The organism is Salinispora sp. H7-4 (assembly GCF_013416675.1).
In the GTDB taxonomy this organism is placed as follows: domain Bacteria; phylum Actinomycetota; class Actinomycetes; order Mycobacteriales; family Micromonosporaceae; genus Micromonospora; species Micromonospora vitiensis.
Genome location: NZ_JABZED010000018.1, coordinates 1 through 17,091, shown reverse-complemented (window position 1 = coordinate 17,091; position 17,091 = coordinate 1). Strand labels below are relative to the sequence as shown.

The following is a 17,091-nucleotide window of genomic DNA, read 5'->3' as shown; positions in this document are numbered from 1 at the left end:
GGCGTCATGGTCGCTCTGGTGCTGCCCCGGCTGATGGATGTCTCGGCGGCGTCGCGCCGGTCGGCCTCGGTGGCCGAGCGGAACGTCTCGGCCCTGAAGTCGATCTACTGGTTGCTGTTGGTCTCCGGCTTCGTTGAGCCGCTGCTCTACCTCTTCTCCATCGGGGTCGGGGTGGGGGCGCTGGTTGGTGACCTGACGCTGCCCGGCGGAGCCGTCGTCAGCTACGCGGCGTTCGTCGCGCCCGCGATGCTCGCCTCGTCGGCGATGACCGGGTCGTTCGCGGAGACCACCTTCAACTTCTTCGGCAAGATGAAGTACATGAAGCTGTACGACGGGGTGATCGCCACTCCGGTGCAGCCGTTCGAGATCGCCCTCGGTGAGCTGGCCTGGGCGATGCTCCGGGGCAGCGCCTACTCCGGCGCGTTCCTCGTGGTGATGGTCGTGATGGATCTGACCACCGCCACCCGGGCGGCGGTCGCCTTCCCGGCGGCGGTGCTGGTCGGTTTCACGTTCGGGGCGATCGGCATGACCATCGCCACCTTCATGCGGAGCTGGCAGGACTTCGACGTGTTGGGGTCGGCACAGTTCGTGCTCTTCCTCTTCTCCGGCACGTTCGTCCCGGCGCAGGCATACCCGACGCTGCTGCGCTGGCTGGTCGAGGTGACTCCGCTCTACCGCGCGGTGCACCTGATCCGGGGGATCACCGTCGGCGGCGGTGGCTGGACGTGGCTGCTCGACATCGGCTACCTGCTGGTGGTCCTGGCCATCGGCCTCTTTATCGCATCCCGCCGGATGAGTCGGCTGCTCTACCGGTAACCGGTGTGCCGGCGAAGGGGTCGTCCGCGGCGGCCGGGCTCCGTCGCTGGCCGTTGCCGCTGAAGGTACCGCCCAGTTTGGACTGACCGAGCTTGTCGCGGCTCTCGCTGTAGAACCGGTTCGCCTGTGCCTGTGCCACCCCCGCCGCCTCCTGGACCGTCGGGTGGTCGGCGATCTTGCGACCCCACACCACCAGCTCCTCGTACGCTTCCCGGCCGGCGCGGGCGCCCAGGACGAACCCCACCGCCATCCCGCCAAGGAACATGATCTTTCCGCGCATGGCGGCTCCTTCCGTTCTTAACGTGCTGACTCCCCATCCTGCTCTCCACGCTGGTATCCGGGTGCCGTGACACCGATTTATCTGGCACATCCGGAATATTGGGTGGGAATGCCCGCGGTAGCACCCGCAACGGCGCGGTAACCCCCTCGACTGGGACCGCCGGTAGTCCTGTACTCTTGTGCCGTCGCACGGCGCACCGGAGTTCCGGAGGCCGGGCGGCGGCACGATCCCCCGTAGCTCAATTGGCAGAGCAGCCGGCTGTTAACCGGCAGGTTTTTGGTTCGAGTCCAAACGGGGGAGCTCCCTCCCCATCAAGCCCACCGGCCCCAGGTCGGTGGGCTTCCTTCGTTTTCGGTACCGGAACCGGAGTCGGAGGGCAGGATGGGAGACGTTGACCAAGATCCCAACGCGTCGGAAGGCGCACCGGGTGGGTGCGGATGTCCGGGAAAGGTGCCGCCGGCCGGGGCACGCTGGTCGCCCTGCTCATCGCGCTCGCCTGGCTGGTGGTCGGCGGCCTAACCGGGCCGTACACCGGAAGACTCAGTGAGGTCAGCACCAACGACAACGCCGCCTTCCTCCCCACCGAGGCCGAGGCGACCCGGGCCCAGGACCTCTCCGAACTCTTCGTGGACCAACCGACCACCCCGGCGCTCATCGTCTACGAACGCACCAGCGGCATCACCGACGCCGACCAGCAGCGAATCGCCGCCCACAGCGCCGAGATCGCCGAACTGCCCGGTGTGGTCGGCCCGCTGCCGCCGCCGATCCCCAGCGCGGACGGGCAGGCGGTCCAGCTGATCGTCCCGGTCGACGACGAGCAGGGCGAGGAGATCGCCACCGTCGTGGCGGAGCTGCGCACCATCGTCGATGCAGGCCGGGACGGGCTCACCGTCAACGTCACCGGGCCGGCCGGCCTGCTCGCCGACCTGATCGATGTCTTCTCCGCGATAGACGGCACGCTGCTGCTGGTCACCCTCTGCGTGGTGCTCCTCATCCTGCTGGTCGTCTACCGCAGCCCGGTGCTGTGGATCTTCCCGCTGCTCGCCGCCGGGATGTCCTTCTCGCTGGCCACGGCGATCGTCTACCGGCTCGCCGCGGCCGACATCCTGACCCTCGACGGGCAGGCGCAGGGCATCCTCACCGTGCTGGTCTTCGGCGCCGGCACCGACTATGCCCTGCTCCTGATCGCCCGGTACCGGGAGGAGCTACACCGGCACGACAAGCCGGCCGCCGCCATGCTGGCGGCCTGGCGCGGCGCCGCCCCGGCGATCGCCGCCTCCGCCGGCACCACCATCGCCAGCCTGCTCTGCCTGCTGCTGTCCAGCCTGAGCTCCAATCGGGCACTCGGGCCGGTCGCCGCCATCGGCATCGGCGCCACCCTGCTGGTGATGCTCACTCTCCTGCCCGCGCTGCTCGTGCTCGGCGGACGCCGGGTGTTCTGGCCGCGCCAGCCGCGACTCGACCACGCCGAGCCGCAGACCGAACACGGCATCTGGGGTCGCGTCGCGGGGTTCGTAGCCCGCCGGTCCCGACCGGTGTGGCTGGTCACCGCGTTCGCGTTGGCCGCGCTCGCCCTCGGCCTCACCCAACTGAACGTGACCACCCTGGGCGAGAGCGACCTGTTCACCGAGCCGACGGACTCGGTCGCGGGCCAGGAAACAATTGCCCGCCACTACCCGGCCGGCACCGGTAGCCCCGCCGTCATCTTCACCCGCCAGGAGACCGCCGAGCAGGTCGCCGCGGTGGCCCAGGAGACGCCCGGTGTCGTTGCGGTACGACCCGTCACCGACCGTCCCGGCGCCGGTCCCGGCTCGGACTCGGAATCGGACCGCGGTGCGGAGCCGACCGCGCCGCCGAAAGTCGTCGACGGCATCGTGCAGCTCGAGGCGACCCTCGCCGACGCACCCGACTCCGACGGCGCCGAAGAGACCATTCGCGAGCTACGGGTGGCGGTCCACGCCGTACCCGACGCCGACGCGGTCGTCGGCGGCCTCACCGCGATCAACATCGACACCGCGGACGCCGCCACCCGGGACCGCAACGTCATCATCCCGGTGGTCCTCGGCGTCATCGCCGTCATCCTGGCGCTGCTGCTGCGCGCCCTGCTCGCCCCGCTGCTGCTCGTCGCCACCGTGCTGCTCTCGTACGGTGCCACGCTGGGCCTCTGCGCGCTGATCTTCAAATACCTCTTCGACTTCCCCGGGGTGGACGCCTCCTTCCCGCTGTTCGCCTTCGTCTTCCTGGTCGCCCTCGGCATCGACTACAACATCTTCCTGATGAGCCGGATCCGGCAGGAAGCGGTGCGGCGGGGTACCCGCTCCGGAGTGCGGTACGGGCTCGTCGTCACCGGCGGCGTCATCACCTCCGCCGGCATCGTGCTCGCCGCGACATTCAGCGCACTGGCCGTACTCCCGCTGGTGGTGCTCATCGAACTGGGAGTGGCGGTCGCCGTGGGCGTCCTGATCGACACGATCGTCGTCCGTTCGCTGCTGGTGCCCGCCCTCGCGTACGACATCGGGTCGAAGATCTGGTGGCCGAGCCGGCTGGCCCGGACCAACGGGGGGCGGGAGGCGCGCGATGCCGGTTGATACCGATGTGGTGATCGTCGGTGGTGGCCTGGCCGGGCTGGCGGCGGCCCGCCGGCTGCACCGCGCCGGGGTGCCCTGGCGGCTCCTCGAAGCCAGCGGCCGGCTCGGCGGCCGAGTCGGCACCGACCTCGTCGACGGGTACCGGCTCGACCGGGGCTTCCAGGTGCTCAACACGGCGTACCCGCGGCTCGGCACCCTGCTGGACGTCAACCAGCTCGACCTCGGCTACCTCGTCCCGGGGGTGCTGGTGCGCCACGGCGACACCCGCAGCAGACTGGTCAACCCGCTCCGCGAACCTGTCGGCGCCCCCACCACCCTGCTCGCCGGGGTCGGGTCGCTGCGCGACCGACTCCGCTTCGCCGCGCTCGCCACCGGCGCCGCCACGCTGCCCACGCGGCAGCTACTCAACGCCCCGGAGACCACCACCGAGGCGGCCCTGCGTCGCGCCGGCCTCTCCGACACCATCATCGAGCAGCTGCTGCGGCCGTTTCTCTCCGGTGTGTTCCTGGAACGCGAGCTGGAGACCTCCAGTCACGTCTTCGCGCTGGTGCTGCGCTCCTTCGTCCGGGGCCGCATCGGGCTGCCCGCCGAGGGGATGGCCGCGCTGCCGTACGCGATCGCCGCCCCGCTCCCCGCCGACCTGATCAACCTGGACACCCCGGTCGACCACGTCGCGCCCGGTCGGGTGCGGACCCCGGCCGGTGCCATCACCGCCCGGGCTGTCGTGGTCGCGGTCGACCCACCCACGGCGACCACCCTGCTGCCGGTGCTCCCCACGGTCCGCATGCACAGCTACACGACCTGGTACCACGCCACCGAGACAGCGCCGCTGACGGAGCCGATTCTGCTCGTTGACGGTGACCGTCGCGAACTGATCACCAACTCCGTCGTCGTCAGTAAGGCAGCCCCGACGTACGCGCCGAAGGGGCAGCACCTCGTCGCCACCTCGATGGTGGGCCCGACCGTACCGGCCGAGCCGGTGATCCGAACCGAGCTGGCCCGCCTCTACGGACAGTCCACCGCCGACTGGGAGCACCTGAGCACCGTCACCATCGCCGGGGCGCTCCCCGCCGCGCCACCGCCACAGGGCCGGCTGCGGCGGCCGGTCGCGCTCGGCGACGGCCTCTTCGTCGCCGGCGACCACCGGGACAGCCCGTCGATCCAGGGTGCGCTGGCCAGCGGCTGGCGTACCGCCGGCGCGGTCCTCGCGTACCTGCGGTCGGCGGCCTGACGGCTCCTCGGGCCGAACAGGCCGGGAGCGCCTTGTTATCCTCGCGTTGCCCATCGTGCTACAGCGTCTGACGCCGTGATCGAGGGAAGCTGGTTCGCGCTGGCCATTGATCAACCAGGCGGGTACGATCCAGCGCGGTACCGGGGCGGTAGCTCAGCTGGTCAGAGCAGGGGACTCATAATCCCTCGGTCGCGGGTTCAAGTCCCGCCCGCCCCACCATCAGAAATAGCCCCTCACCTGGGGTTCCTGGGGTTTGGCCGATCTTCTGTTTCCAGGATCATCGATCTATTGAATTGATGTGAGCCCGAGGTGAGCCCGGGAGTGCAACCCCAACCCCCGCCCGGGGGGGAAGGGGCAGCAAAACTTTCCCACAAACTTTTCCAATCCAGCTGCCCTAGGCGCGCATTTGCGTCCGTTCATTTTCCCGGGTTCGTGTGATTGGTTCGGGAATTTGCTTGAGGAGTGGTGTCTTTTGACGACAATCCGCTCGAAGGTGATAGAGTTCGGTCCCAAATCTTACCCATTTGAGGTCTTCATATGGAGCGTTTTGCAATTGTTGAATCTCCTCTTGATGTTGAGCTACTCAAAGCTGAGCGGGCCACCCTGGATACAGTTCAATTCGATAAACCTCTAAGCGATAGAGATTATCGCGCTCTAGCGGCCTTTCTGGAGGATAATCCGGACATCACCCTTAGGGCTTATGGATTCGACAGGGAGCTAGCTAGTCTTGAATTCCTTCGCTGGTTTCCGGACCTTGCCAGCTTTAGCCTCGATGGTCTGCATTGGGTGGACAACCTTGAGGGGCTGAGGAAGCTGCCGGCTGACTTAAGGTGCATCGATGTTGGTCAGACTCAAAAGTCGTTGGACTTGCGGCCGCTAATGCGATTTAAGCGCTTACGAAAGCTGCGAATACAGCGTCATTCGAAAAGTTTGACCGAATTACTGCAGGTGAATCAGCAGCTACAGGCCCTGGCTCTCTGGAATTGTACCCTCGATAAGTTTTTAGGGGGGATTGAGTTTCCGGAGCTGGAAGCTTTGGCCCTAACTCTAGGAAGCTGTAAGTCGAACATCTGGCTTCCAAGAACGGAGATGCTGTGTTACTTGGCATTGAGGGGAATTCGAGGGGTTGCCGAGGTTGGCTTCCTTGATGAACTCAGATCCCTTCAGTGGCTCTGGCTTGACGGTCTAGCAAAGGTGAGTCGGTTGCCGGATTTGAGTTGGCATCCTGAACTGATGAGGGTTGACTTAACTGAAATGCGAGGCCTGCGCGGAGTAGATTCGCTAGAACCGCTACGTCGTGTGCCGAAGCTCGAGGAACTGCTCGTCACGGAATCGAAGCTGCCTGTTGAGGCGTTCAGGCCGCTTGTGGGGATGCCGAGTCTGCGCCGGGTGGGTGTCGGGCTCGGTAGCCAACGCCGCAATGAAGAGGTAAAAAAGTTGCTTGCAAAGCCCGCCCCTGACTCGCTAGATCAATTCAGTAATAGAGTTGGTTTGATCTACACCTTGTAGATAGTTGTAAATCAGTTTTCGTTGGCTGCTGGCGAAGCCTCGATCCGCCGACGCGGTTCGTCCTGAGCCTGGCCGAATAGCCGGCCGGGCAGTCCGTGCGCCTCAACGTGAACGCGCGACTTCGCGTGAGGGCCGTGGAGCGGTACCAGGCCTACCGCAGCGGCATCGAGGCCGGCTTCCTGTCCGTAGACGAAGTGCGGGCACCGGAGGACCGGAAACCACTACCAGACGGAAAAGGGGAAGCGTCCCTCACGCCGCAAGCCCAAGACCGTAGCGGAGACGAACTCAGCAACTAGGATGCCCCGGGCCTCTTGTCAGGGGTCCGGAGCCCTTTTCGTTGGGCGGTTCACGCGATCCTCAGAGGGGGCACCTGGACCGCTGGCCGCCCACTACGGACAGCCCATAATGGCTGGCCCAGGAAGGGCGCGTCAGAAACGCTGTCCGCCGCGAACACTGCCCTCGAACGCGTCCCACTCGTCCGAGGTGAAGGCCAGGACCGGCCCGTTCGGGTTCTTACTGTCACGGACAAACCGCTCGCCGTTGTCGCCGGACGCGACCTCGACACAGTTGGGCGAACTGTTGTCACACCTCATCGGCTTCTTCCAGCTCAACTTTTCTACGAGAACCTTCCTCTCTCTTCCTCACCGGACGCTGGTTGCGTCCGGAGATCCTTGGGGGTGGTGGAGTGAGTGGGTCAAGCAAGTCATGGGCCAGCAACTCGGCGAACGCCTCACCCCATACCCGGCACCGGCCGGAGGTGCCGCACTCTGGACAGTGGCCATCAACCGACCGATGCAAACTGAGAGCTTCCCGCCACCGGGCAACCGTTGTCGGGCAGGGTGGCCGGTCTGTCATCAGAGTTCGCCGAAGATCACAGCGGCACCAAAGATCAACGCGCAAAGCAGCGCTCCCAATTCTTGCCGCGTCGTCAGGGGATCCAGGTCCGGCGGCAGTTCGGGCTCTCTGTGCACTCGGTCACCATCCGGCAACGAGGGTGTCCCGTGAGGATCACGGTTGCGGTGCAGCGGAGGTCTACCGTCGTTTGCCATCACAGCCGCCGCAGGCCAGCAAGCACAGTCTGCAAAACCGCTAGGTCCGGAGGGTCGGCATTTAACGCCCGCAAAGCGTCTACCGGATGGGACGTGTAGTACACCCGCGCTCGTCCGATGGCGGGCGAACTCTGCACGCAAAGATCGGTTGCAACGGGCGTGGAGGGGGTTGGCGGAGCTGCCGCTTCCTGGTCAACTCGATGTCGAGCGGCATTCGCCTTCGTGCCTGTGATCACACCTAGGAGCAGGCCAAAGGTGCCCGCAGCGGCGGCTACAGAGATCATCATTAGCATTGACGCTCCTAGAGTCCAAACAGCTCCCGGCGGGTTGGGTCCTCCGCCGGCACGCTGTCGGGTTCCACCATGGATGCGATAGGCATACCCTCACTAGGTGTGTCGGTCGGGTGGGCAGCGCCGAGGCAGTCCGGGAAACCCTTGCGACAGCCTGAATTATTGATCTTGGTTTTGGGAGATGTTGAAATGGTCGATCTGTCGAACCCGATCGCATCGTTCATCGTTAGTGAGATCCGCCGCGCCAGAGGAGCAGCCGGCATGACGCAAGAAGCGTTTGGGCGAGCAGCCGGATATGCCGCGTCACACGTTAGCTCCGTCGAGAACGGAACGCGGGCGCTAACAATCGACTTCATCCCATGGAGCCGACCGGGGACTCAACACCGGCGGACTATTCGAACGCATGATCAAAGAACTGGGACGACGATCCTGGTTCGTGCCCTGGTTAGATGCCGAACGCACTGCAACACAGCTCAGGTGTTTTCAGCCTTCGCTCATTCCTGGCCTACTACAGACCCAGGACTACGCCCGGGCGGTGATCCGGTGCGATGACCGGCTCAGCGATGAAGAGGTTGACCGGAGGCTTGTCGAAAGGATGGACCGGCAAGAAGTCTTGACCAGAAAGGACCCCCCGCACTTCATCGCGGTTATTGCCGAATCGGTAATCCGTCGAGCAGGCGAAGACTTCCGTGACATCATGGCGGGTCAGATTAAGCACCTAATCTCACTCGCCGAAAGACCCAACATTAGCGTCCATGTCCTGCCTGGCGAAATCAGTATGCATGTCGGGCTTACTGGCCCATTCAGCCTCACCTGCGCCGGTCACCAGTGGCTAGCGGAGATGGAAAACCAACTAGGGGGCACGGTTGTAGACCAAGACGACGACGTAGATACTCTGATGTCACGGTGGGAGACGGTGCGCAACGAGGCACTACCTCGCCGCCAGTCAGTCGAGCTGATGAAGGAAGTAGTGGACTCATGGACCTGATCGGCGCTCAGTGGCGCAAGTCGACCCGCAGCGGCTCCGGTGGCGGCAACTGTGTGGAGGTCGCCGGCAACCTCCCTGGCATCGTGGGTGTCCGGGACAGCAAAGACCCGACCGGCCCGGCCCTCGTGTTTGGCCCAGATGCGTGGCGGTCGTTCGTCGCGTTCACCAGCAGTGGGCACGTAGACCGCTGAGGCGCCACACACACAACGAAACCCCCGGCCCTTCCTCACGGGTAGCCGGGGGTTTTCGCGTCTACAGGTCCCGTACTGCCGGCCCACAGTGGCGGGTGTATTGCGGGGGTCTTCTATGTTGCTTCTTACTCCCGCCTCACCCTGGAAGGTGAGCCCGGTGTGAGCCCGGACGTCTCTGGACCGGCCATCAGCCGGCGGGACCGGTTGGCATGAAGAAGGGTGCCCAACTCGGCATCGAGCCGGGCACGGCGCTTCAGAAGTTGCAGCGCACCGTGCTGTGCCGTGAAGGTATCCGCGGCCGAGCGCTGGGCAACCGAAATGCGTCCGCTTCGTAGGACGGGTAAGGGTTCCTGTCGGGTGTTGAACGCTAGACAGTAGGGCCCGATCAAACCAGGATCAGCACGGCGAGTACCCCGATCACCGCGTTCGCGGTCACGTGCACAAGGTAGGTTATCAGGATGCCGCCGCTGCGCGCGCGGATCACGCCGAGGACGAACCCCCAGGACATCGCCATGACCATTCCTGCGATACCGGACGGAAAGCCTGCGGAATGCGCGGCTCCGAACAACATGGCTTGCAGCACCACGGCGGCCCTGGTGCCCCAGACCGAGGCCAGTTCGGTGAGCAGCACCCCACGGAAGAGCATCTCTTCCCAGATCGGATTGACCAGTGCGAACGCCACGGTGCCGAGGATCGCGAGCCAGAGCGGCAGGCGTTGCAGCCCACTGAGATACTCGGCGGGCTCAGGCCGCACAATGAGCGCCCACACAACGAGGGCCACTCCGCCGAGGACCACGGTGACCAGCCCCAGCCAGAAGATCTCGGGCGTGATCGAGCCGCGTCTCAGCCAGGGAGCAGCCGCCCCCAGGGACGGGCGGCGCCCAACGATCAGCAAGCACCCCAGCGGGAGGACACAGACCAGAGCCGTGGTGATGGCCGGGGGCCAGCCGAAGTGAATTCCCACCGCGAAACAGCCGAACAGCGTGCCGATGAACGCCGACGCGCGGATCGATGCCGGCGATCGCAAAATCAGCGCGCAGGCCACCACCACCACAGCGACCATGCCGACGACCGCCGTGCGCCAAGGCGACTCCGGCCGGACCGGAAAGACTGCGCACCCGCCCAGAGCGAGGATGCAGGCGCCGGCGAGCGTCGCCCGGTAGGAGGTGTTGCTCTTGGCGACGGGTTGGGGTGGCGCCGAACTGTCCAAGTCGGATTCATCGCGGCTCCGATCACCTAGCTGCACGATAGTGGCATCCTGCAAGATTCACGAAAAAACCGCTGACCCGAACTGCCGTAGGCATCAAGCCATCGAGTCGGCACAGGTCACGACCGACTGTCCGGCGAGCACCTTGTCATCCGAGCGGCTCGGCGTCTTCGACATCTAGGCCGCGGTACAGGTGGGCCATCGGGTCGTGCTGATCGGTGGTGCCGTGCATCGACTGCCTCCCAGGGGGGCGTGACCGGGCGGGGATCAGTCGTAGAGGCGTCCCAGCAGGGTGCCCTGGCCGGACTGGAGGATGTGGGCGGCCTCCAGCGGAATCCAGAAGCATTCGAAGTGGGTCGGCTCCTGCTCCCCGTCGTGGTCCTCCTGGCTCATCCACCGCTCCGATGTCGGCTAGGTCAGTTCCAGGTGGAAGACGTGGCGACGCTGGAGCTCGAACTGGTACGGGCTGATGTCGTACTCGGTCTCGCCGAGCTTCCGCACGACCTTGAAGTCCTTCAGGCCGGTCTCCTCACGGGCCTCGCGCAGGGCCGCCGCCTCCGGCGTCTCGCCCGGGCGAACGCTGCCGGCCGGAACCTGGATACCGACTTCCTCATAGCTGTAATCGGTGTGCCGGAAGACCAGCAGCTTGCCGTCTCGTACGACGTAGCAGAGAACCTTTTCCTTGGTGACCCGCTCCGGCATGGGAGAACTCCTCCTCATTCGTTGACCGACCCCGTCAGCACCGTGCCCGCCGACCTCTTCGCCGCCAAAGATGTCGCCGAGTGGCTCGACAGTCGCAAGCGAGCCCCAGTCGACATGGTTACGACGGAGCCCGGTGAGGTGACGATCAGCGGGCGGTGTGGCAACCGGTCGCCGAGCGGCAACAGCAGGAAAGTCCCGGCAGCGTAGCCGAACTGCACCGCGGTCACCATCACCGCAGCCAAGTCGGGGCTGACGTGCAGACCCGCGGCGACCATTGGGCTGATTGTTTGTGGAAAGTAGACGTTTCGGACGGCGAGCCCGCAGGTGAGGGTGAGGAGTAACAGCAGCCGGCGGCGCACGGCGCGCGGCCCGTCCGGGATCCTCGGTCACGTCAGTCCACCGGTCCGCCGGCTACATAGATGACCTGGCCGGAGACGAACCCGGCCTCAGGGCTGACGAGGTATGACGCGGTGTGTCCGATGTCCTCGGGCTGGCCGACCCGGCCGACCGGGATCGTCTCCGCCACGATCCGCTGGTGCTCGTCGAAGCTGTGGCCTCGCCGCTGCGCCGAGATCCTGGTCATGTCGCTCACCACGAAGCCCGGGGCGATGGCGTTGGCGGTCACGCCATGGCGTCCGAGCCGGAGAGCGAGCGACTTGGTAAAGCCGATCAGACCGGCTTTCGCGGCGGCGTAGTCGACGCGGCCGAAATCGCCGAGCGCGGAGATACTCGACATGTTGACGATTCGTCCCCAGCCGGCCGCCATCATGTATGGGGTGGCGGCGCGGGTGAGGAAGAACGCCCCTCGCAGACTCACCCCCGTGACCGCGTCCCACTGCTCGGTGCTCGTCTCCTCGACGCCAGCGTTGGGGCCGCCGATGCCGGCGTTGTTGATCAGCACCGTGGGTGGTCCCAACTCGGCGGCGATCCGGGCGACTGCGGTGGCCACGGCCGTCTCGTCGTTGACGTCGGCAGCGAATGCCGTCGATGTTCCGCCGTCGCGGATGATGGTGTCCACGGTGCCGGCGCAGTCTTCCTCGCCAAGGTCGATCACTGCGACCGCGAGGCCGTCACGCGCCAGACGCTTGGCCACCCCGGCGCCGATGCCGCGGGCCGCACCCGTGACGATCGCCGTACGCTGCTGGCTAGCCGGGTCTGTCATGTTGATCTGGTGTGTCATGCCGGAGAGTCCACGGCAGGGGGCGACGACCGTCAAACGGTGTAGCTTATGGCTTAATGATCATCTTCGCGCTCGGCGTTGAGGACCTCGCGGACACCCGCTTCGCGATATCGCCGATCAACGAAACCGTGCTCAGCCTGCGGGTACTGCGCGAGCCCGGCTTGTACGCGCTGCACCTTCCCTGGCGCAGGTCGGTGCTCGGCAGACTCGATCCGCCTGGCGCTGATCTGCTGATGTCCTTGGTCGGGCCGCATCGCGCCGTCCCGGACTTCCTCACCCCCCGACCCGCGAAGTTCGCCGCGACGTTCGAGGAAGAACTGGCCGCCGTCCGCGGGACACCACCAGATGTCGTTCGCCGCGACGTGGCGGCCGTGTACGTTCGCGGCCGGCTGCCGGACATCCTGCAGGAGATCGACGCAGCCGACGACGCGCCCGTGGTCCGGCTCCGCGACACCATCTGCTACCAGTTGCAGCGCTATTGGGAGGTCGCCATCAAGCCGACCTGGCCGCAGATGCGGCTCGTGCTTGAAGCCGACATGACCTACCGCTCCCGGCAACTGGCTGTCGGAGGAGCACGCCTGCTCTTCGCCGACATGCACCCGAACCTGCACTGGCACGACGGCGTGCTGCATGTCGACAAAATGATCGGCAAGCACCGCATCACGGCGTCCGGCCGAGGCCTGCTGCTCGTGCCGTCCGTCTTCGCCCACAAACCCGCCCCGCCAGTGGACCCGCAGGGACCACCATCGCTGGCATACCCCTGCCGCGGAGTAGCGACGCTATGGGCACCAACACCGACCGCCGACGCGACTGCTCTCACGTCGCTCCTCGGCGCGCCCAGAGCGCGACTGCTCCACCTCCTTGCCGAGCCGCTGCCGACGGTCGAGATCGCTCGCCGGCTCACCGTGACACCCAGCGCCGTGTCACAACACCTACAGGTTCTCCACGCGACAGGCATGATCACTCGTGCCCGCGACGGGCGGCATGTGCTGTATCGGCGCAGCCCTCTTGGCGATCAGTTGGTCGATCAGTCGGCCCGGGCGGTGACCTAAGTGGATCAAGCGCAGTCAGAGCCGGCAGATTCACCCCGCCATGGTGGAGCAAGGAGTGCTCCGGTGCATCATCGAACGCCCGAAACAGATCTCCGGGAGACAATCAGCCCATTCACCCTCTGGTCGGTGTCCCTCGGCGGAGGGGTCCGCTACCTCATTCGTAGTGGTAGCGGCACTGTGCGATCTGCACTGTGTCGTCCATGATTCGGTACACAATGCGGTGTTCCTGGTCGATGCGTCTCGACCAGAATCCCGCCCAGCTTCCGCGGAGCTGCTCCGGTTTACCGATGCCTTGGTGGCCGTTGCGTCGGATGTCCTCGATCAAGGCGTTCACTCGTTTGAGCATCTGGCGATCTCGCTGCCAGGTCAGATAGTCTTCCCAGCCTCTTCCGGCGCACTGGACCTTCACGCTGCCGGCGCCTCGCCTGAACTGGCGTCGGGGTCGATCAGGTCGTGCGTCTCCCCGCCGCCGTTGCGCAGCTCTTCGACGGCTTCGTTCAGGCGGCGCGCGTTGGCGGGGCTGGCCATCAGGTAGGCCGTCTCTTTCAGCGACTCGTACTCGCGCAGCGAGATGATGACCGCGGCCTCCCGGCCGCGGCGGGTGACCACCACTTCCTCGGCGTCGTCCACGACATGGTCGAGCATCTTGGCCAGGTTCTGGCGGACCTCTGAGTAGGGAACGGTGCGCATGCTGTTGCCTCCCACACGTTACGTACAATAAATTGTACAAGCTTGCCGGTGCTGCTCGTCAGCTGCTCCGACGTCTGGCCTTGAACTGTCGATCAGGCTCAGGAGCGGCGCGGGCGTAGCGGGAGCGGATCACCGGTGATCGTGGTGGCGGTGTGGTTCGCATGGTGGTACCTCCGGTCCACACACTTCTCTGAACTGCGGCTCTTGGCCGTACCGCAGTCGTCATGCGAACCAGTTGATCGAGGGTCCGAGTCTTTCCTGGTGAGCGAGTGATGCTGCATGCATAATGAATGCATGGTTGCTCTCCAGATTCGGGACGTGCCGGAAGAAGTGCGAGACGCCCTGGCGGCCCAGGCCAGGGCGCGCGGGCAGTCACTCCAGGCATACCTGCTGGAACTGGTGGAGACGCAGGCTCGACGGCTGCGCAACACGGCGGCCCTTGATCGCTTTGCCGGCCGATCCGACGGTGCTCGCTCTCTGCTGGGGGAGAGCGCCGCAGAGCTGAACGACCAGCGGGAGCAGCGCGGACCCTGGGGAAGCGCCGCGTGATCGTCGTGGATGCGTCGGTTCTGGCCGACGCTCTGGTCGATGATGGGCGGGTGGGGGACGCGGCGCGGGCGGAACTGACCGGAGATCCGCACTGGGCCGCGCCGAGTCATCTTCTGGTCGAGGTCATGTCCGTGATCAGAGGCAAGGTCCTCGGTGGGAAGCTCGGCCTTGCCCGGGCTCAGGAGGCGATCGACGCCCTGCCTTCGTTGGTCATCGACGAGGTTGGCGTCGCGATGCTGGTTGACCGGATGTGGCAGATGCGGGGCAATGTCACGGCGTACGACGCGGCTTACGTCGCGGCGGCGGAGTTGATGGCCTGCCCACTCGTGACTGGTGATGGTCGGCTCGCCAAGGCCAGCGGCATCCGTTGCGAGATCCGACTGCTCGCCGCGTCCTGACGGCGGACGCCTGAGGATCATCGGCCCGACGCCCTTGGACCGGCCATCCTGAGTGGAAGCGGCTCACCGACAATCGTCGCACTGTGGTTCGTATGGTGGTGCCTCCGGCCCACCGAACCGGATACCCAAACGGAGGGGTCTGCGGGCCGTAGAGCCGCAACGAAAAGCCGATACCCTGGGCCCCGCTGCAGTGCATGGCGTCCCTTCCGCCTATGGTGACGTCCTTCGTGGTCCGGCCTTCGCCTGGAGGGTTGCCGTCACGGCGTTCAGTTCGTCCTCGTCGGGGAGAGTGGCGTTGCCTTCGTAGGTCACCCCGGCAGGTGGGTCAGCGGCGCCCACTGGATCGGCATCCCCGGCCGCGCCCCGGTGCGGGGTTGCGTCGGCCGGAACGGGTACCTACCTCGGGTCTAGAGATCGGCCGCAATAAGGTCACTGGCGCAGGTAGCCTGCGGTGGTGAGCACACCATCCAGTGACTACACGGCGACGCTTCCGCGAAAGCGCATGGGCGCCGCAGTTCTGATCACCGACGCTGCTGGGCGCGCTCTGTTGGTCGAGCCTGCCTACAAGGACTGTTGGGAGATCGTCGGCGGGTGCGTTGATGCCGACGAGTCGCCCCGGCAGGCAGCGGTTCGTGAGGCCAAGGAGGAGCTGGGTAAGTCGATCGTCCCCGGCCGGCTGCTGGTAGCCGACTGGGTGCCACCGCGGCCAGACCGCACCGAAGGCGTGATGTTCGTCTACGACGGCGGCACCCTCGACGGTCACGGGACAGCAGACATTCATCTGCCACCGGACGAACTGCGTAGCTGGGCCTGGTGCGACCAAGAGCAGATCTGGGATCGCATGTCGGAGCGGCTGGCCCGGCGCATCACCGCCGCGCTGCGGGCCAAGGCCGAGGGCACGATGGTTGACTTGGAAGACGGCTTTCATACCCACTGATAGGCACGCGGCGCGCACCCCCGGCAAGAGGGTGCGCGCCGTCCTGCTGTTCAGGCCGCTTGGTGACGGTCTGTTGCCGTGGTGCCGGGTCGGATCGGCACCACCTCGGCCCGGCCCGTTTCGGTCAAAAGGGTAGCGCCGCCGGAGCGGTAGAGGCTGTCGTGAATGCCGTCGGCGTACAGCAGTCCGGTCAGATCGGCGCGGGCCTTGGCAATTGGGTGAGCCCGTTGGAAGCCGGCCGCCCCAATCAGCGGTGCCAGGTCGGCGACCGCACGCACGGCCGTGTCGACGCCGCAAGCCTTTCCAACCCTGGCGGCGAAGTCGGCGTGTGGATGTGACTCGGCCGCTAGGCGGCTGGTCGTGAGCGTCCCCAGCAGCGCGGCGGTGATCTCGGCGTGCGTGCGACCAAGAACGACCAAGGCATTGTCGCGCACCCGGGGTAGCAAGCCGACCCTGGTTTTCGCGGCCAGGGCACCGGTGACAAGGGTGTGTACCCCGGCAGCAGTGCCGAGCGCTGTCGCCGTCACTAAGGGTCTGAACCGAGCGAAGTGGCGCCGGAACACCCTAAGGCCGTCCCCCGCCTGGCCGACCAGGTCGGCCGCCGGGTCAACGGGCACCTCGTGCAGGCGCAACGATCCCCAGGACCAGCCGCCGAGCCCGAACGGCTCCCTGACCTCCCGCTCCAACCGTGCGGAGTCGGCGTCAAGGACCGCAGCGCTTATCCGGCCGTCGGGATCGCGGAAGAACACCACGAAGCCGGCTGACTCCATCAGCCGCGACACCCAGCACTTCTCGCCAGTCAGCCGCCAGGTTCCGTCACGGCATAGCGCAGCCCGGGTAGTGATCTCTTGGATGCGTGAGCCCGGCAAACGCCTCCGCCCATGCCCAGCACCGCCTCCGAGTGCCGCAGACGGGGCAGCGCCCGTCGACCTGGTGATGCTCGGCCAGGTCCCGCCACCACCGGCGGACAGTCGCGTCGGCCGGCGTCAACGCCGGCTCCCGGCGCGTTGCGGGGGCGCCCAGTTGCCCTGCCCGACCGTGGCGAGGTAGCCGTAGGTGGTCTCGGTAGGCGGGCACGGCCATGTGGATCGGCAGATCGGGCACCGGTCCACCCGCGGCCAGTGTTCGGTGATGATCCGCCGGGCGGACACGATCATCCGGTTACGTAGCTGGACCGTAGACAGGCCGGAACCCGGCCGGGCGTGGGTGGCCATCACCGTTGATTCGCCCGTTGCCGGGCCAACGGGGTGAGCAATGGCCGGTTGTCGAAGATGACCGTCGGCTGGTTGTGCAGTGATGAGTAGGCGCCGGCCCGGGGCGTTGCCCCCTGACCCTGGACACTTGAACCTTGGATCGTGATGGTCCGGGGAGATCAGGAGTCCCTGACAGATGGTGATGAAGCACTATCCCGCGCAGTTCAAGGCGGACGCCGTG

General features: G+C 66.1%; 18 protein-coding genes, 2 tRNA genes and 2 pseudogenes. 12 read left to right on the top strand and 10 right to left on the bottom strand.

Annotated features, from left to right (window positions below; translation table 11 throughout):
* The first annotated feature begins 6 nt into the window (after positions 1-6).
* Positions 7-816 (top strand): ABC transporter permease, encoded by an 810-nt coding sequence (locus H0524_RS12515; protein ID WP_180198804.1) that lies wholly within the window; start codon positions 7-9, stop codon positions 814-816.
* On the opposite strand, the gene H0524_RS12510 is transcribed toward H0524_RS12515, so the two are convergent.
* Positions 776-1,096 carry a hypothetical protein gene (locus H0524_RS12510; RefSeq protein ID WP_180198803.1) on the bottom strand — a complete coding sequence of 107 codons (321 nt, stop codon included), beginning with the start codon at positions 1,094-1,096 and terminating at the stop codon, positions 776-778. The genes H0524_RS12515 and H0524_RS12510 overlap by 41 nt on opposite strands.
* A gap of 227 nt (positions 1,097-1,323) precedes the next feature.
* Here H0524_RS12510 and H0524_RS12505 point away from each other — a divergent pair.
* The 5 genes from H0524_RS12505 (at position 1,324) to H0524_RS12485 (ending at position 6,424) form a co-directional block, all read left to right on the top strand.
* Positions 1,324-1,396 (top strand) — tRNA-Asn (locus H0524_RS12505).
* Between the two features lie 137 nt (positions 1,397-1,533).
* Positions 1,534-3,684: an MMPL family transporter gene (locus H0524_RS12500; protein WP_180198802.1), complete on the top strand. Its 2,151-nt coding sequence runs from the start codon at positions 1,534-1,536 to the stop codon at positions 3,682-3,684.
* Positions 3,674-4,915: an NAD(P)/FAD-dependent oxidoreductase gene (locus H0524_RS12495; RefSeq protein WP_180198801.1), complete on the top strand. Its 1,242-nt coding sequence runs from the start codon at positions 3,674-3,676 to the stop codon at positions 4,913-4,915. Before H0524_RS12500 ends, H0524_RS12495 begins: the two co-directional genes overlap by 11 nt.
* A 142-nt stretch (positions 4,916-5,057) precedes the next feature.
* Positions 5,058-5,134, top strand: a tRNA-Ile gene (locus tag H0524_RS12490).
* A gap of 318 nt (positions 5,135-5,452) precedes the next feature.
* On the top strand, positions 5,453-6,424 hold the full coding sequence (locus H0524_RS12485) for a hypothetical protein (RefSeq protein WP_180198800.1): 972 nt from the start codon (positions 5,453-5,455) through the stop codon (positions 6,422-6,424).
* A gap of 428 nt (positions 6,425-6,852) precedes the next feature.
* On the opposite strand, the gene H0524_RS12480 is transcribed toward H0524_RS12485, so the two are convergent.
* Entirely contained in the window at positions 6,853-7,017 is a 165-nt protein-coding gene (locus H0524_RS12480; RefSeq protein WP_180198799.1) for a DUF397 domain-containing protein, read from the bottom strand.
* 935 nt (positions 7,018-7,952) lie between these two features.
* On the opposite strand from H0524_RS12480, the pseudogene H0524_RS12475 reads away from it, so the two are divergent.
* Both H0524_RS12475 and H0524_RS12470 read left to right on the top strand, forming a co-directional pair.
* Positions 7,953-8,751 (top strand): annotated as a pseudogene (locus H0524_RS12475) (helix-turn-helix transcriptional regulator).
* On the top strand, positions 8,742-8,942 hold the full coding sequence (locus tag H0524_RS12470; protein ID WP_180198798.1) for a DUF397 domain-containing protein: 201 nt from the start codon (positions 8,742-8,744) through the stop codon (positions 8,940-8,942). Before H0524_RS12475 ends, H0524_RS12470 begins: the two are co-directional and overlap by 10 nt.
* 385 nt (positions 8,943-9,327) lie before the next feature.
* Here H0524_RS12470 and H0524_RS12465 read toward each other — a convergent pair whose 3' ends face one another.
* The 4 genes and pseudogenes from H0524_RS12465 to H0524_RS12450 all read right to left on the bottom strand — a co-directional run bounded on the left by H0524_RS12465 (position 9,328) and on the right by H0524_RS12450 (position 12,031).
* Positions 9,328-10,188, bottom strand: coding sequence for a type II CAAX endopeptidase family protein (locus H0524_RS12465; protein ID WP_309225088.1), 861 nt, complete (start codon positions 10,186-10,188; stop codon positions 9,328-9,330).
* Positions 10,189-10,416: 228 nt separating this feature from the next.
* Positions 10,417-10,851: pseudogene (locus tag H0524_RS12460) on the bottom strand (NUDIX domain-containing protein).
* A 14-nt stretch (positions 10,852-10,865) separates the two neighbouring features.
* The gene (locus H0524_RS12455; protein ID WP_309225087.1) at positions 10,866-11,210 is read right to left on the bottom strand and encodes a hypothetical protein; all 345 of its coding nucleotides are present in this window, start codon (positions 11,208-11,210) and stop codon (positions 10,866-10,868) included.
* A 32-nt stretch (positions 11,211-11,242) separates the two neighbouring features.
* Positions 11,243-12,031, bottom strand: coding sequence for an SDR family NAD(P)-dependent oxidoreductase (locus tag H0524_RS12450; RefSeq protein ID WP_180198797.1), 789 nt, complete (start codon positions 12,029-12,031; stop codon positions 11,243-11,245).
* Positions 12,032-12,087: 56 nt separating this feature from the next.
* Between H0524_RS12450 and H0524_RS12445 the strand changes: the two genes are divergently transcribed.
* The gene (locus H0524_RS12445; protein WP_180198796.1) at positions 12,088-13,083 is read left to right on the top strand and encodes a MarR family transcriptional regulator; all 996 of its coding nucleotides are present in this window, start codon (positions 12,088-12,090) and stop codon (positions 13,081-13,083) included.
* A gap of 154 nt (positions 13,084-13,237) precedes the next feature.
* Here H0524_RS12445 and H0524_RS12440 read toward each other — a convergent pair whose 3' ends face one another.
* Both H0524_RS12440 and H0524_RS12435 read right to left on the bottom strand, forming a co-directional pair.
* Positions 13,238-13,492, bottom strand: a complete 255-nt coding sequence (locus H0524_RS12440; RefSeq protein WP_180198795.1) for a Txe/YoeB family addiction module toxin — start codon at positions 13,490-13,492, stop codon at positions 13,238-13,240.
* The gene (locus H0524_RS12435; protein ID WP_180198794.1) at positions 13,489-13,773 is read right to left on the bottom strand and encodes a type II toxin-antitoxin system Phd/YefM family antitoxin; all 285 of its coding nucleotides are present in this window, start codon (positions 13,771-13,773) and stop codon (positions 13,489-13,491) included. Before H0524_RS12435 ends, H0524_RS12440 begins: the two co-directional genes overlap by 4 nt.
* Positions 13,774-14,067: 294 nt before the next feature.
* Here H0524_RS12435 and H0524_RS12430 point away from each other — a divergent pair, with 294 nt between their 5' ends.
* The 3 genes from H0524_RS12430 to H0524_RS12420 all read left to right on the top strand — a co-directional run bounded on the left by H0524_RS12430 (position 14,068) and on the right by H0524_RS12420 (position 15,657).
* Complete coding sequence (locus tag H0524_RS12430; protein WP_018253973.1) at positions 14,068-14,322, top strand: hypothetical protein; 255 nt, start codon at positions 14,068-14,070, stop codon at positions 14,320-14,322.
* Complete coding sequence (locus H0524_RS12425; protein ID WP_180198814.1) at positions 14,304-14,720, top strand: type II toxin-antitoxin system VapC family toxin; 417 nt, start codon at positions 14,304-14,306, stop codon at positions 14,718-14,720. Before H0524_RS12430 ends, H0524_RS12425 begins: the two co-directional genes overlap by 19 nt.
* Positions 14,721-15,174: 454 nt before the next feature.
* Positions 15,175-15,657 carry an NUDIX hydrolase gene (locus tag H0524_RS12420; RefSeq protein ID WP_309225086.1) on the top strand — a complete coding sequence of 161 codons (483 nt, stop codon included), beginning with the start codon at positions 15,175-15,177 and terminating at the stop codon, positions 15,655-15,657.
* 50 nt (positions 15,658-15,707) lie between these two features.
* On the opposite strand, the gene H0524_RS12415 is transcribed toward H0524_RS12420, so the two are convergent.
* On the bottom strand, positions 15,708-16,343 hold the full coding sequence (locus H0524_RS12415) for an acyl-CoA dehydrogenase family protein (protein ID WP_375372001.1): 636 nt from the start codon (positions 16,341-16,343) through the stop codon (positions 15,708-15,710).
* Between the two features lie 300 nt (positions 16,344-16,643).
* Positions 16,644-16,871, bottom strand: coding sequence for a hypothetical protein (locus H0524_RS24710; protein ID WP_255435914.1), 228 nt, complete (start codon positions 16,869-16,871; stop codon positions 16,644-16,646).
* Positions 16,872-17,091 lie beyond the last annotated feature (220 nt).